17 protein-coding genes are annotated in these 13,716 nt (G+C 37.2%); 12 read left to right on the forward strand and 5 right to left on the reverse strand.

The features are described from left to right. Positions 1–47: 47 nt before the first annotated feature. The 4 genes from gatC to QM524_RS06455 all read right to left on the reverse strand — a co-directional run bounded on the left by gatC (position 48) and on the right by QM524_RS06455 (position 2,904). On the reverse strand, positions 48–335 hold the full coding sequence (gatC, locus tag QM524_RS06440; RefSeq protein ID WP_166578603.1) for an Asp-tRNA(Asn)/Glu-tRNA(Gln) amidotransferase subunit GatC: 288 nt from the start codon (positions 333–335) through the stop codon (positions 48–50). 26 nt (positions 336–361) lie between these two features. Further along, positions 362–550: a hypothetical protein gene (locus QM524_RS06445; protein ID WP_095166510.1), complete on the reverse strand. Its 189-nt coding sequence runs from the start codon at positions 548–550 to the stop codon at positions 362–364. Between the two features lie 199 nt (positions 551–749). Next, a complete protein-coding gene (gene gltX / locus QM524_RS06450; protein WP_283343937.1) occupies positions 750–2,246 on the reverse strand; it encodes a glutamate--tRNA ligase in 1,497 nt (498 codons plus the stop codon). A gap of 286 nt (positions 2,247–2,532) precedes the next feature. Next, positions 2,533–2,904 carry a RidA family protein gene (locus tag QM524_RS06455; RefSeq protein ID WP_166578602.1) on the reverse strand — a complete coding sequence of 124 codons (372 nt, stop codon included), beginning with the start codon at positions 2,902–2,904 and terminating at the stop codon, positions 2,533–2,535. Between the two features lie 295 nt (positions 2,905–3,199). Between QM524_RS06455 and gloA2 the strand changes: the two genes are divergently transcribed. The 12 genes from gloA2 (at position 3,200) to QM524_RS06515 (ending at position 12,378) form a co-directional block, all read left to right on the forward strand. Beyond that, on the forward strand, positions 3,200–3,589 hold the full coding sequence (gene gloA2 / locus QM524_RS06460) for an SMU1112c/YaeR family gloxylase I-like metalloprotein (protein ID WP_283343938.1): 390 nt from the start codon (positions 3,200–3,202) through the stop codon (positions 3,587–3,589). After that, the gene (locus QM524_RS06465) at positions 3,579–4,463 is read left to right on the forward strand and encodes a DMT family transporter (RefSeq protein WP_283343939.1); all 885 of its coding nucleotides are present in this window, start codon (positions 3,579–3,581) and stop codon (positions 4,461–4,463) included. Before gloA2 ends, QM524_RS06465 begins: the two co-directional genes overlap by 11 nt. A 12-nt stretch (positions 4,464–4,475) precedes the next feature. After that, positions 4,476–5,297 carry a DUF3298 and DUF4163 domain-containing protein gene (locus tag QM524_RS06470; protein ID WP_283343940.1) on the forward strand — a complete coding sequence of 274 codons (822 nt, stop codon included), beginning with the start codon at positions 4,476–4,478 and terminating at the stop codon, positions 5,295–5,297. A gap of 311 nt (positions 5,298–5,608) precedes the next feature. After that, positions 5,609–5,941: a tRNA-binding protein gene (locus QM524_RS06475; protein ID WP_283343941.1), complete on the forward strand. Its 333-nt coding sequence runs from the start codon at positions 5,609–5,611 to the stop codon at positions 5,939–5,941. Positions 5,942–6,068: 127 nt separating this feature from the next. Next, positions 6,069–6,398, forward strand: a complete 330-nt coding sequence (locus tag QM524_RS06480) for a hypothetical protein (protein ID WP_141234862.1) — start codon at positions 6,069–6,071, stop codon at positions 6,396–6,398. Between the two features lie 3 nt (positions 6,399–6,401). Next, positions 6,402–6,836 (forward strand): HYC_CC_PP family protein, encoded by a 435-nt coding sequence (locus QM524_RS06485; protein ID WP_166578596.1) that lies wholly within the window; start codon positions 6,402–6,404, stop codon positions 6,834–6,836. 87 nt (positions 6,837–6,923) lie between these two features. Further along, positions 6,924–9,179 carry a TonB-dependent receptor gene (locus QM524_RS06490; protein WP_283343942.1) on the forward strand — a complete coding sequence of 752 codons (2,256 nt, stop codon included), beginning with the start codon at positions 6,924–6,926 and terminating at the stop codon, positions 9,177–9,179. Between the two features lie 44 nt (positions 9,180–9,223). Next, entirely contained in the window at positions 9,224–9,463 is a 240-nt protein-coding gene (locus QM524_RS06495; protein WP_166578578.1) for a heavy metal-binding domain-containing protein, read from the forward strand. Positions 9,464–9,546: 83 nt separating this feature from the next. Then, positions 9,547–9,888 carry a heavy-metal-associated domain-containing protein gene (locus tag QM524_RS06500; RefSeq protein WP_283343943.1) on the forward strand — a complete coding sequence of 114 codons (342 nt, stop codon included), beginning with the start codon at positions 9,547–9,549 and terminating at the stop codon, positions 9,886–9,888. An 89-nt stretch (positions 9,889–9,977) separates the two neighbouring features. Next, complete coding sequence (locus QM524_RS06505) at positions 9,978–10,415, forward strand: SRPBCC family protein (protein ID WP_283343944.1); 438 nt, start codon at positions 9,978–9,980, stop codon at positions 10,413–10,415. Between the two features lie 128 nt (positions 10,416–10,543). Beyond that, entirely contained in the window at positions 10,544–11,773 is a 1,230-nt protein-coding gene (locus tag QM524_RS06510; RefSeq protein WP_283343945.1) for a dicarboxylate/amino acid:cation symporter, read from the forward strand. Positions 11,774–11,931: 158 nt separating this feature from the next. Next, on the forward strand, positions 11,932–12,378 hold the full coding sequence (locus QM524_RS06515; RefSeq protein WP_283343946.1) for a DUF2846 domain-containing protein: 447 nt from the start codon (positions 11,932–11,934) through the stop codon (positions 12,376–12,378). Between the two features lie 44 nt (positions 12,379–12,422). Here the strand turns inward: QM524_RS06515 and QM524_RS06520 are convergent, their stop codons facing one another. After that, positions 12,423–13,631 (reverse strand): ABC transporter permease, encoded by a 1,209-nt coding sequence (locus QM524_RS06520; protein WP_283343947.1) that lies wholly within the window; start codon positions 13,629–13,631, stop codon positions 12,423–12,425. Positions 13,632–13,716 lie beyond the last annotated feature (85 nt).

Genomic DNA, 13,716 nt, shown 5'->3' on the forward strand with positions numbered 1-13,716 from the left:
CAACTGTTTGTGGATAAAAACAATCACTCATTCGCTAAATCACTAAATTATTCCATTACTTTCGGAACTCTAAAATACTCACCATCTTGTTTTGGTGCGTTTTTCAAACCTTGTTCACGAGAGATATTTGGAATTACTTTATCTTCACGCAAAGCATTTACCTCAAGGCTCATGTGCGTCAAAGGTTTTACGTCTGCCGTATCAACCTCATTGAGTTCTTCCATCCATGTCAACACCGAGTTGAGCGAACCCATCATTTCATCTTCAGCAGATGCGGGCATTTCGAGTCTTGCCAAATGAGCAATTTTTTGTAAAGCTTCTTTGTCGATTTTCATCAGAAAATAATTTAGTTAACAGAATCTCATTTCTCTAAATCATCACGACCTCTCAACTTTTTATCATCCATGTGTTTATTCAAAAACTCATTGATTTTATTGATGTCAACAGTTCGATTGATTTCTCCGAAAGAGTTAATTGTTATATCGAATCCAGCAAGTTCGTCATGAACCTTCGGGAGTTCATTTTTTGTATTGTCTTTTTTCTTTGCCATAACGTAGTTTAGAAATTTTGAGGTGAGAAAATAATTACTCAAATACTTCTCAAAGGTCTAAATTAATCACTTAATCATTTATTTACTAATTTAACTTTCAGAGAAAAAGTAGTAAAGACTTCAGGTGAAAAAACATTACTTACCTCCAAATTCAAAAACTCTAAGCTTCGTATCAATTCAAGCTTTATTGAGTAGCAAATTACAAGGTAGTTAATGCGGTATCAAGACGTTGAATAACGGCATCTTTACCGATAATCTCCATCAAAAGCATTAGGTCAGGGCCTGCACCTGCGCCTGTTACAGCTACACGAAGCGCCTGCATCACTTTACCCATTTTGATACCTAGTTTTTCTAATTCTGCCGATAAAGTATGCTTGATTTCGTCGGCTACATAGTTATCTAATGCAGGTAATGCTTCTTTGAATGCTGTGATAGCTTTTTTTGCATCGTCATTCCATTTTGAAGCAATCACCGCTTGGTCATAGCTTGTAGGAGCTACAAATAAGGCATTAGCTTCCGAAACAATTTGCTGAGGGAATGTTACACGCTCTTTGAACAAGTGAACGATTTTTACGGCTTTATCGCTTTCAAATTCTGTCAAGTATTGAGCAGCTAACGCCTCGTCAGTTTGTTGACGCAAATATTGTTCGTTGTACCATTTGGCTTTATTGATGTCAAATTTGGCACCCGATTTATTGATACGCTCTAAAGAGAAAGCTTGAGTCAACTCATCCAGACTGAAAATTTCTTGTTCAGTACCAGGGTTCCAGCCTAAGAAAGCCAAGAAGTTGATTAACGCTTCTTTCAAATAACCTTCTTCTCTAAAACCAATTGATTTTACGCCTTCTGGATTCGTCCATTCTAATGGGAATACAGGGAAACCGCCGATTTCTGCATCACGTTTTGACAATTTGCCATTGCCTTCTGGTTTAAGCAATAAAGGAAGGTGAGCAAATTGAGGCATCGTGTTTTCCCAACCAAAAGCACGATATAACATCACGTGCAATGGGGCAGAAGGTAACCATTCTTCTCCACGAATTACGTGAGTGATATTCATCAAATGGTCATCAACAACGTTTGCCAAGTGGTAAGTTGGTAAACCGTCAGACTTCATCAAAACTTTATCGTCGATGGTCGAAGAGTGAACGTGTACCCAATCACGGATTAAATCTTTGAAACGGATTTCTTCTTTCGCAGGTACTTTCAAACGAATAACGTACGGTTCGCCAGCTTCGATTTTTGCTTTTACCTCTTCTTCCGTTAAAGTCAATGAGTTTTTCAACCGAGTACGAGTTACAGCATTGTATTGAAATGCCGAACCTTGGCTTTCGAAAGTAGCACGCATCGCGTCTAATTCTTCAGACGTATCAAAAGCGTAATAAGCTTTGCCAGCGTCCAATAAGATTTGAGCGTGTTCTTGATAAATAGCCGAACGCTCAGATTGGCGATATGGCTCGTGTGGACCGCCTGCACCTACACCTTCATCGATCTTAATTCCTAACCATTGAAGCGACTCAATGATGTATTGCTCAGCGCCAGGAACAAAGCGGTTTTGGTCTGTATCTTCAATACGGAGCAACATTTTGCCCCCTAATTTTTTAGCTAATAAATAATTATACAGTGCTGTTCTTACTCCACCAATATGCAAAGGTCCCGTAGGACTTGGAGCAAATCGAACTCTTACTTCTTGACTCATTATCTCTTGGTTTTATTCAGACTGCAAAGATAATTGAGATTTATGTGAATATTGTATGGAAAAGGAAAAATAGCAGAGAAAGAGAGGAAACAAGAAAAATCCATCCATGAGCAGGGCTATATCGGATTTGCGATTTGTGATTTTGGAAAGGGGTGCTTATTACTCGGAAGAAACAATGACATCCCTTTCCCAAATGAAATATCTAATATCGGTGCTTTCACAATTTTCGATTACTCCAGTTACATATGGATGGATCGAGCTATGAAAGCTGATATTCGAATGCTAACTAGGCTACAGCAATACAAGAAATCTCAACATTCACGTCTTTCGGCAAACGAGCTACTTCAACTGTTTCACGCGCAGGAGGATTAACTGTAAAATAGCTACCATATACTTCGTTAATCAAAGCAAAATTGTTCATGTCTTTTACAAAAATCGAACATTTTACCACGTTTTCGAAAGTCATTCCTGCTGCCTCAAGAATTGCCTTGAGGTTTTCCATCACTTGTTTGGTCTCTTCTTGGATGCTTGCACCAGCCTCTACCAATGCCAATGCGATTTGACCAGATACATACAACGTACCGTTTGAAAGAACTGCTTGTGAATAAGGACCGATTGCCGCTGGCGCTTTTTCTGTGAAAATTATTTGCTTACTCATGGATAGTTTAATACGTTTGTTAACGGAAAAAATGATTTTGCTCGCAAGATACAAAGTTTGATTCTTTATCAGGAAGGAAATATTTGATTATGTTCAATTGCCTTTCTTTTGTCATTGGTTTCTATGTGTTTTAGGGAACAGGCAACAGGCACAAGGCAAAGAGTAATAACCACAGCCATGCTTTTTCCAAAGCCCACCGCCGAAAGCTGACACCTGAAAGCCTAAGGCTCAAAAATTAAATTCTATTTTGCCTACTAACTTAAAATCATTGGTCTTTATCTAAACTATCCCCATCATGTTACCAATCAATCATATTCATCATATTGCCATTATTTGTAGCAATTACGAGGTTTCGAAAAAATTTTATACCGAAATCTTGGGCTTCGAAATCTTACAAGAGGTTTATCGTGAACACAGAGATTCTTATAAACTGGATTTGAAAGTGAACGGACTATATCAAATAGAACTTTTCTCTTTTCCTAATCCTCCAGCGCGACCGTCACATCCTGAAGCAGCGGGTTTGCGACATATTGCTTTTGAAACCGACGATGTGAAACTAGTACATCAATTAATTACCCAAAAAGGTGTCGAATGCGAGCCTGTTCGTATAGACGAAACTACAGGCAAAGAGTTTTTCTTTTTTGCTGACCCTGATGGATTACCCATAGAGTTTTATGAAAAATAAAGGTGTTCGATATATGCTAATGTCCTCTTTATGTTTTGCCATAATGAGCGCCATAGCAAAGGTATTGGGCAAAGTATTTCCTTCGGTCGAACTAGTGTTTTTCCGAAATATTGTAGGATTAATTTTTATTATTTCCTCCATCATCAAACGACCTTTACAACAAGTAGGAGGGCGGTTTGGTCTTCTGACTTTACGGGGTATTATGGGGACGATTTCTCTGTACACCTTGTTTTATTGCATTACCCATATTGGTCTGGCGCAAACAAGTACCTATGGACAAGCATTTCCCATCTTTCTTGCTATTTTTTCCTATTTCCTAACCAAAGACGAGCGCCTCAACCGAAAGCAGTGGGCGGCCGTTGGATTAGGGTTTGTCGGAATTTTATTGATATTCAAACCAGATGTTCGAATTCCCATCCAGCATCATTTGGCAGGATTAAATTATGCGATTTTTACAGCATTATCTTTCCTATCAATACGCGAACTCAAACGATATTATGATACTCGCTCGGTGGTCATGTCATTTATGCTTACAGGTGTAGTGGCGAGTATGATATCAATGATTCTGGGCGAATGGATTACTGACCATCGTTGGGATTTTATGATAGGAAAATTTGTAATGCCACAAGGTATGCAATGGTTCTGGGTGTTGCTTATGGGACTTTTGGCGATGTGTGTACAAATTTTTAATACCTTGGCTTTAGGTGCTGAAAAAGCAGGAATTGTAGGAGTTGTAAGTTATAGTAGCATCGTTTTCGCTATGATTCTTGGTACAATTTTGGGTGACAAATTACCAGATACGATTACCATTCTGGGCATAATTTGTATTATTGCCTCTGGTATTTATATTTCCATCAAAAAGGATTCAAAATAAAAAAATATACCCATGAAAAAAGTCTTAATAGGATTTATCGCCGTGATGGCTAGTTTGGCAAGTTGTAAAAAGTCTGGCAATGCATTCGAAACTGCAACGAGCGATACATTAACGTATGAAGTAAAAAAGTTTGAAAAGAAAAGCGATAACTGTGTAAAGGAAGACTCATTATGTGCAACGGTGCGTTTTGAGTATCCTTTTTTTAAGAATGAAGCATTGGACCAACAAGTTCAAACTGATTTAGTTGCTATTTTTCAGGATAGTTCTGATTCCACGGTTGTTCCTGCTAAAAAAGTAGAGGACTTAGCCGAGCCTTTTATCAAAGAATATGCACAAACGCTTGCCGAAGGAAAAAATTACGCTGAGGAAGCCAATGAGAAAAACCCTGGAGGTTTTTTTGTAATGCCTTGGATAGAGGAAGCAAGTTTGAAAGTCGATCGTCAGACGGATACGTATTTGATGCTCAAGGCGAATACCAACTGGTTCAAAGGTGGAGCGCACCCTATCAGTATGGAATATTATTTTGTGTATAATAGAGAAACATTGAAAAGGGTAAAACTAGAAGACTTGTTTGAAAAAGGATTTGATCAAAAATTACTGGCAATAGCAGAGAAGCAGTTTCGAATCAATGAAAAACTTAAGCCTAACGAGCCACTAGATGACCTCCACGGATACTTTTTCGAAAATGCTAAGTTTATTTTAAATGATAATTTTACATTAACCCCAAAAGGACTTAAGTTTTTGTACAATGTGTACGAAATTAAGGCATACGCTTTTGGTGTAACAGAGTTGGAGATTCCCTACGAAGACTTGAAAGAAATTTTAAAGAAATAGATAAAAAAAGAGGCAAAATCTATTGAAATTGCCTCTTCTAAATTTAAGATTTAAGTGAACTTTTGTGTAAGATTTAACTATTAATTTGCAAAGGGTAAGGCAAACGTGTACATCTGTAACCCATAATCTTATTTATTTAATTGTGACTAGTGTAGAATATTTGTGATAAGCTAAAGGTCAGCTATTTCTGCTCACTTTTAGTGTAGTATTGTGTAACAAATGTAAGCTATAAGAAGTGGAAGGTCTTGACCGTTTACTCAATCATCGACCGTTCACGCATTTTTTTAACAAGAATCAAGACGATTATTTTTATGATTACATGGCAAGATTTTGAAAAGGTAGACATCCGTGTGGGAACCATCGTTGAGGTGCAGGATTTTCCTAAGGCTAAGAAGCCTGCCTACCAGCTAAAAGTAGATTTGGGAGAAGAACTTGGTATTAAAAAGTCATCTGCTCAAATTACAAAGCTTTATACCAAAGAGGAGCTTATCGGAAGACAGGTCGTTTGTGTGGTGAATTTTCCTCCTCGACAAATTGCCAATTTTATCTCAGAAGTACTCGTTACAGGATTTGAGCAAAGTGAAGGAGAGGTTGTACTTACAACAGTAGAAAGAAAAGTGCCTAATGGCTCAAGATTGTTCTAGATAACTTTTTATTATTTAAAGGGTTAACAAATATTAACGTTTGAAACTTTTTTTCGAATCGAGAAGTTTAGTAAATTGCAGCATAATTTATAGTCACGTTCTTTTTAGCCTTGATAACCTTCTCAAAATGAAAATATCTATTCAAAATAAATATTTGCTTCTAACATTATTACTAGGCGTGTGGATTAGTAGTAGTGGATTTGGTTTGGTTGAGCCTACTACCGTTCTTGAAAACCGTAGACACCACACAGAGATGAAGGCAGATTCTAGTCGAAACCTAGAAAAACTGAAGTTGAGAGATGAGAAGGCTAAAGATAGCAAAGATAGAAGTTCGAATCAAGACGCTGAAACAGAGGGAACTGACAAAAAAGTTACTGATTCTCTCATACAATGGTTAGCCAATAGTTTACGCATTGTATTCATTGGTTTTATCAACGCATTATTTCATTTAAAATAATTCATGAAACTTTTCTTCTCACGCATATTCTGCCTGTTTTTGGCTTTGCAAGTGCTTCTTTCGAGTGCTGGCTTTGCTATGAATGAGCATTATTGCAAAATCAAAGGAGAGAAGGTTTGGTCATTGAGTAAAGTTCTTGGTTGTTGTTCTGTTAAAGAAAAAAAGCAATTTCAAACAAAAACACCTGCTTACAAAAAATCTAAATGCTGTAATGACAAGGTATTCCATGCCAAAGTAACAACTGAATCAAATCAGAATACCTATACTGATTCGGTTGACCAAGCTTCATTAGTTTGGGAATGTCAAATGCCTGCTATGTGGGTTTTCCGCAATGAGGTTTTGCCTGTCGAGACAGCTTCTACTTTATATTACCACTCACCAGCGCCACCACTCACTGGGCGCGATATTCTTGTTAAAAATCAGTCTTTCTTAATCTGAGAAAAGCCTTGGACTTTGTGTCTTAGGATTTTAGGTTGTATTTGTATATACAGCCTCTATATTATTTTCTCCATTAATTAAGATATTATGAAAACTGTTGATAATGGACTACTTACTAGACTTTTACTAGTAGTCCTTTTGTTATTTATTCCTCTATTTTCTTCTCAAATTATAGCCCAAACCCTCATAAAAGGAGCGGTATTTGAGCAAAAAAATAATGCTACTTTAGAGCCATTAGTAGGTGCCTCTGTTCGTTGGGCAAATGCAAAAAATGGTGTCTTGACTGATACTGAAGGGAATTTTTCCATTGCTAAACAACCTGAAAATCATGAGCTGATTGTCAGCTTTGTAGGGTATAAAACAGATACCCTCATGGTCCATTCTATGAGTTTTGTGAAAGTTATTTTGGAGACAGCTGGTCAGTTGGGCGAAATTACGGTTACTTCTTCTCCAACCAATATTGATCGCTTAAACCCTATTCAAACAGAATTTATCAATACCAAAACTTTAGTGAAAGCTGCCTGTTGTAATTTGTCGGAGAGCTTCGAAACAAATGCTTCTGTTTCTGTAAGTTACGCCGATGCGATTACGGGTTCTAAGCAGATTCAGATGTTGGGTTTGTCGGGTAACTATGTACAAACCAACGTCGAAAACATCCCTAATGTACGTGGGTTGGCAACTACTTTTGGCTTGAACTATATCCCTGGCACGTGGATTTCTTCGATTGACGTGTCGAAAGGGGCAAGTTCGGTTGTAAATGGCTATGAATCAATGACTGGTGCGTTGAATGTTGAGCTTCAAAAACCTGATAATTCTGACAAATTGTATGTGAATAATTATATCAATTCTTTTGGTCGTGGCGAGTTGAATATCAATGCCGCTCGCAAATTGAATGATAAATGGTCGGTAGGTTTGTTGACACATGGTTCGGGACAAAGTATTTCGATTGACCAAAACAACGATACGTTTAGAGATCTGCCGTTATTCGGTTTGGCTACGGCGCTCAATCGCTGGAAATATCAATCTGATCGCATGATGGCGCAATTTGGGATAAAAGGCTTGTATGAAAGTAGAACAGGAGGACAAAATGCTGCTGATTTTGTGAATAAGCCTTATTACGAGTTTGGCAATAGAACCAAAAGGGTAGAGGCATTTGCGAAAATTGCTGCACTTTTTCCCGAAAAACCTTACAAGGGATTAGGCTTTATCATGAATGCTTCTGTACATGATGCTAATGCGTATTTTGGATTGACATCTCGTAGTTATACAGGATTGCAGAAGACTTTTTACAGTAATTTGATTTATCAAAATATCATCGACAATACTAACCATACTTATAAAATAGGGGCTAGTTTTATTGCAGACTCATATCGAGAAAGTTATTTAGATTCTGCTTTTCACCGCAATGAAATAGTACCGGGTGTGTTTGGTGAATACACTTATGTGATTCCTGAAAAATTTACCTTGGTATTGGGTGGACGTATGGATTTTCATAATCTTTATGGCAATCGTTTTACCCCAAGAATTCATGCAAAATATGATTTGTCGAGCAATACACATTTACGTGCAAGCGCAGGTAAAGGTTGGAGAATGCCCAATGCTATAGCCGAAAACTTTGCTATGCTGGTTAACTCAAGACAATTATTAGTACTAGACCAGATTCGCCCTGAAGAATCATGGAATTATGGTGCAAGTTTAAGTCATGACTTTAAAGTGGGTACCCGTAATGCCAATTTGACCTTAGATTATTATCGTACCGATTTTAATAACCAATTGATTGTAGATATGGAATCGGCATATTACATCAAGTTTTATAATCAAAAAGGTAAAAGCTTTTCCAACAGTTTTCAGGCTGAGTTGAATTATTCGCCCATCAAACGAATGGATGTAAAATTGGCATACCGCTTATTTGATGTAAAAAATGATATCGTGACAAGTTCAGGAGAATTGGCTTTGTTGCCTAAGATGTTTGTGAACAGAGATAGAATTCTCGTTAATATAGGCTATGCTACCAAATTTGATAAATGGAAGTTTGACCTCACATGGCAGTGGAACGGCAAACGTCGTATTCCTGATGCAAGTCACGAACATGTTCATTCCATAGATTCAGAACCAGTTTACGCCCCAGCTTTTTCCAATATCAACGCCCAAGTTACCAGAGGATTTTACCGTTGGGAGCTGTATGTCGGTGGAGAAAACCTGACAGGATTTAGACAAAATAATCCAATTATGAGTGCTAGTAGCCCATTTAGTAAACATTTTGATGCTTCCATGGTGTGGGGACCCATTACAGGCAGAATGGTGTACGTAGGAATGCGTTGGAAAATTCCTTCAAAAGTCTAGTATAACAGTTAAATTATTTATAAACTCCATTAAAAATCAAACTCATGAAGAAATTATTGGTATTAGCGATGCTTGCAACAGGATTGGCATCATGTGGACAAAAAGAAGCCGCGAAAGAAGAAACAAAAACTGAAGCTGTAGCAGCTGATTCGACTCTGCACGCAGAAGCACACAGCGACAGCACAAAAGCCTATAAATGTCCTATGAAATGCGAAGGAGAAAAAACATACGCGCAGGCTGGAAAATGTCCTTCTTGTGGTATGGATTTAGCTGAGGTTAAATAAGTCAAAATGATGGGTTGAGAATGTAGTATCGTTCTTAACTCATCCATTTTAATAGTTATTTTTAATTCTAAATATACATCGACATGAAAAAGCTAGCAATCATGTGGGGTTTGATACTCACTACATTTTTATCATTTGCAGATAATCCATCGACTGTAAAAATCAAAACATCGGCTATCTGTGAAATGTGTAAAGAACGTATCGAAAAACGTTTGGCATTTACGAAGGGTGTAAAAGATGTGAATCTAAATTTGGATGATAAAGTAGTCTCTGTGACTTATAATCCTAAAAAAACTAATGTTGAGGCACTCAAAAAAGTGATTACAGAGACAGGTTACGACGCCGATGATGTACAAAAAAATGAGGAAGCACACAGCAAACTTCCGAGTTGTTGTCAAAAGACGAGTAAAGGAATGAAACACTAGAAGGTTTTGACGACCTTTCTTTAAACTTTTGAGTAGAAAGAGAGTTATTAATTAAAAGCAAAGAATACACAAGCTTGCTTTTAGGCTGTATGAATATCTTTCTAAAAACGCCAGTTAGCAAAAGTATCCAAGAAGTGTGGGATGGTTTTGATGAAAAGCTTTTTAAGGCTTTGGCTCCTCCTTTTCCTCCTTTTCGTTTGTTACGATTTGATGGATGTTTGACTGGCGATAAAGTTGGCATTGAACTGAATTTTATCTTTTTCAAACAAATTTGGGAATCGGATATTGTTGAGCATCAAAAAACGGATGAGGAATACTTTTTTGTGGATAAAGGAAGTAGATTGCCTTTTTTTTTAAGTACTTGGCAACATAAACATCGAATTGTTAGAGAAAATGGTATGACTTACATAATTGATGACATAAAATATAAAACACCAAATATAATTTTGGACTTTTTGATTTATCCAGCTTTATATCTTCAATTTTTGTATAGAAAGCCAATTTACCGAAGATACTTCAAGGCATAGATTTGTTACTCAAAATCCTAAAACAGAATCCACTCTATTTGCAAAGGGTGGATTTTTTGCTTTATTTCGTTAATTCAAAATCCACTAATCGGAAGAAAACTTCGTATTACAGACTAAACATTTATCAAATGAAATTAAACATTACGACAAAAATTCTATTGGGTTTTGTGATTGGTGTAGCCATCGGACAATTTCTGAATGTGAGTATGAGTCCAGAGGCGGCTGCGTCCATTTCATCAAAATTTCAAATCCTCAGTAAGGTATTCCTCAAGCTCATCAAGATGATTGTTGGGCCTTTGGTTTTTTGTACATTGGTAGTAGGGATTGCCAAATTAGGGGATTTTAAAGTGGTAGGTCGTATTGGTATCAAGACCCTATTATATTTTTACTTTGCTACAATTCTATCTTTGATTGTTGGGATGGTGGTTGTGAATGTAACCCGTCCTGGTGAAGTTCAACAATGGCCTCGCCCACAAGCTGGTACAGATACAGGTATTACAGGAAACAAAATGAAGTCGATAGAAGACTTTATCTTACATATCTTTCCAGATAGTTTGTTTAAAGCACTTGCCGAAAATGAAATTCTTCAAATTGTTGTATTCTCTATCTTTTTTGGTATTGCCTTAGGCTCTATTGGTGATAAAGGTAAGATTATCATCAAAGCCATTGATTCGTTAGCTGAGGCAGTATTCAAGGTAGTAAGTTATGTTATGGAGCTTGCTCCGTTTGGGGTATTGGGCGCTATGACTGCTGTGGTTGCAAGCAAAGGATTAGGAATTTTAGTGAGCTATGCTTATCTGTTACTTTGTTTCTTTGGTGGGCTACTTTTCTTCATATTTGTAGTACTATGGGCAATCTGTTTGGTGATGAAAATTCCATATTGGAAATTATTGGCCGAAGTAAAAGATGCGCTCTTTTTATCATTTAGTACTGCCAGTTCTGAAGCATCATTCCCACAAACCATTGCAGCTTTAGAACGTTTTGGTTGTTCTCAACGTATCATTGGTTTTGTATTGCCATTAGGCTATAGCTTCAATCTGGATGGTTCAATGATGTACATGACCTTTGCTACGGGCTTTATTGCTCAGGCGTATGGCGTACCTTTGTCATTAGAACAGCAAATTACGATGCTTTTAACCTTGATGATTACTTCAAAAGGTATTGCAGGGGTACCACGTGCCTCGTTGGTCGTAATCGCAGGAACGTTAGCCATGTTTGATTTACCTACAGAAGGAATTGCCCTAATTTTGGGTGTAGACCCATTCTTGGATATGGGACGTTCGGCAACTTCGGTAGCAGGTAACGCAGTGGCAACTTGTGTAGTATCTAAATTGGAAGGTGAATTACAGAATGTGTAATTAGCACTACAAGATAAACGAAAAAGGGATTGAGCTTGCTCAATCCCTTTTTCGTTTAAGAAAATTATTTAACAATAATAAATTCTTTTATGAATAAAGAAAATTTGGTAGCTTCATCAGAATTTATTGAAACAGTTTATACACTAAAAAAATCTACAATGAAAAAAACACTCGTTGCTTGCTTGCTTATTTTGGGTTTTTCTACCTGCTCTTTTGGACAAGATCAAAATCCACTTCCTATTGCGTCCTCCTCACCCGATTCCGCTACTGTTGTGTTTTACCGAGGTAGTCAACTTTGGAGAGCTTTAGTAAACTTTACCATTCGTGCGAATGGAGTGGAGCTTTGCCGATTGAGTAATAATCGTTACTTAGTCTACCGAACAGTTCCGCAAAAATGTACTTTTACTAACGTGGCAGGAGGATTAAATATTCCTGATAAAGAAAAGTTACAAATTGATTTGGAAGGAGGGAAAGTGTACTATGTTCAGTGCGATATTAAATCTGGATTATTTACAGATAGAATGGAGATGACGGAGGTGATGGAAAGTACTGCAAGGAGAAAAATGGTAGGCGTTATGCCAGACCATTGTAATGGAACAAAGTAAAAAAATCGCTTCAGTTTAATTCTAAAGACTGAAGCGATTTTCATTTAAAACTTCACCGCACGTTTGGCAGGGAAGTACGAAGCGGCAAGGGTCATTATAATTACGACAACAGCCGTAAAAAAGAAATCATTGAAGCGCATTTCTACAGGGTAAGCATCTACTAAAGAACCTACGATTCCCATTGAAACAAAACCGTATACTTTCTGAAGCCAACAAATGGTAAAGCCTAAAATCAGACCTACTAAAGCACCACTAAACGCTACAATTGCGCCTTCATATAAGAAAATTCGTTTGATTATACTTCTCGATGCGCCCATAGCACGAAGCGTTTTGACATCTGGTTTTTTCTCAATAGCTAACATAGAAAGCGAGAAAAAGATATTAAAACTTGCTATGCCAATGATAAATGAGAGGGTAAGAAATACAAAAAGCTTTTCGATTTTGATAGCACGTAATAGACTGGCATGTTGCTCGTCTTGGTTTTGTACAACAAAATTTTCTCCTAGCAAATCTTGAATTTCATTTTGTATTTGAGGAATTTGTTTAGGGTCTTTCACCTGTATTTCTAACGAAGTACGTTTGTTGTCATATTCGAATAGTTCTTGAGCAAAACTAAGTGGAACAAACACAAAATTATTATCATATTCTTGTTCAATCGCAAAAATACCTGTGGGCAACAAATTCAAACGATTGAAGGCATCTGTTGAATTAAAATCAATGGTCTTGCTATGATTATTACGTGGGTACCACGTTTCGAGCGGATAAAAAGCGTCTACATCAATTCCTAGTGTAAAAGCTACCCCAGAGCCAACCACTGCATAAGAGATACCTTGACCGCCCAATTTTAATTCACCATCAATAATGCTCGATTTGAGGCGTTGTTGTTTGAGGAAATTGTCATCAACTCCTTTTAATGTTACCACCATTTGGGCTTCTTTATACCTAATGAGGGCACTTTCTTGAATCACCTGGGTAATGGTGCTTACACCATCGACAGCTTGAAGTTTGGCAAGAAAGTCGGGAGTACATGGAAAGTTTTTTCCTTTTTTAGCGCTGATTTTTAATTCTGCATCAAAAGTTCGAAAAAGACCTTTTTGGAAAGCTTCAAGTCCATTAAACACCGATAAAACAATCACTAAAGCCATTGTACCGACGCAAACGCCGAGCATTGAAATCCAAGAAATAAGGGAAATAAAGGAAGTCTTTTTTCGAGCAATGAAATATCGTTTCGCAACAAAGAAAGGCAAATTCATGATAGGGAGCTCTTGGAGATAAGATAAACAAATAAAGAAGCAAGTCTGAGTAAAAAAGTGAAGGAAATGAAACGTAAATGAGATT

This window comes from Flectobacillus roseus (genome assembly GCF_030056595.1).
GTDB lineage: Bacteria > Bacteroidota > Bacteroidia > Cytophagales > Spirosomataceae > Flectobacillus > Flectobacillus roseus.

What these genes read in the sequence shown, in the direction of transcription:
- QM524_RS06495 (WP_166578578.1), top strand. Translation starts at nt 9,224, where the DNA reads ATGAAGAAATTATTGGTATTAGCGATGCTTGCAACAGGATTGGCATCA.
- QM524_RS06480 (WP_141234862.1), top strand. Translation starts at nt 6,069, where the DNA reads ATGAAAATATCTATTCAAAATAAATATTTGCTTCTAACATTATTACTA.
- QM524_RS06515 (WP_283343946.1), top strand. Translation starts at nt 11,932, where the DNA reads ATGAAAAAAACACTCGTTGCTTGCTTGCTTATTTTGGGTTTTTCTACC.
- gatC (WP_166578603.1), bottom strand. Translation starts at nt 335, where the DNA reads ATGAAAATCGACAAAGAAGCTTTACAAAAAATTGCTCATTTGGCAAGA.
- QM524_RS06505 (WP_283343944.1), top strand. Translation starts at nt 9,978, where the DNA reads ATGAATATCTTTCTAAAAACGCCAGTTAGCAAAAGTATCCAAGAAGTG.
- QM524_RS06455 (WP_166578602.1), bottom strand. Translation starts at nt 2,904, where the DNA reads ATGAGTAAGCAAATAATTTTCACAGAAAAAGCGCCAGCGGCAATCGGT.
- QM524_RS06500 (WP_283343943.1), top strand. Translation starts at nt 9,547, where the DNA reads ATGAAAAAGCTAGCAATCATGTGGGGTTTGATACTCACTACATTTTTA.
- QM524_RS06490 (WP_283343942.1), top strand. Translation starts at nt 6,924, where the DNA reads ATGAAAACTGTTGATAATGGACTACTTACTAGACTTTTACTAGTAGTC.
- QM524_RS06470 (WP_283343940.1), top strand. Translation starts at nt 4,476, where the DNA reads ATGAAAAAAGTCTTAATAGGATTTATCGCCGTGATGGCTAGTTTGGCA.
- QM524_RS06475 (WP_283343941.1), top strand. Translation starts at nt 5,609, where the DNA reads ATGATTACATGGCAAGATTTTGAAAAGGTAGACATCCGTGTGGGAACC.
- gloA2 (WP_283343938.1), top strand. Translation starts at nt 3,200, where the DNA reads ATGTTACCAATCAATCATATTCATCATATTGCCATTATTTGTAGCAAT.
- QM524_RS06485 (WP_166578596.1), top strand. Translation starts at nt 6,402, where the DNA reads ATGAAACTTTTCTTCTCACGCATATTCTGCCTGTTTTTGGCTTTGCAA.
- QM524_RS06445 (WP_095166510.1), bottom strand. Translation starts at nt 550, where the DNA reads ATGGCAAAGAAAAAAGACAATACAAAAAATGAACTCCCGAAGGTTCAT.
- QM524_RS06465 (WP_283343939.1), top strand. Translation starts at nt 3,579, where the DNA reads ATGAAAAATAAAGGTGTTCGATATATGCTAATGTCCTCTTTATGTTTT.
- QM524_RS06520 (WP_283343947.1), bottom strand. Translation starts at nt 13,631, where the DNA reads ATGAATTTGCCTTTCTTTGTTGCGAAACGATATTTCATTGCTCGAAAA.
- gltX (WP_283343937.1), bottom strand. Translation starts at nt 2,246, where the DNA reads ATGAGTCAAGAAGTAAGAGTTCGATTTGCTCCAAGTCCTACGGGACCT.
- QM524_RS06510 (WP_283343945.1), top strand. Translation starts at nt 10,544, where the DNA reads ATGAAATTAAACATTACGACAAAAATTCTATTGGGTTTTGTGATTGGT.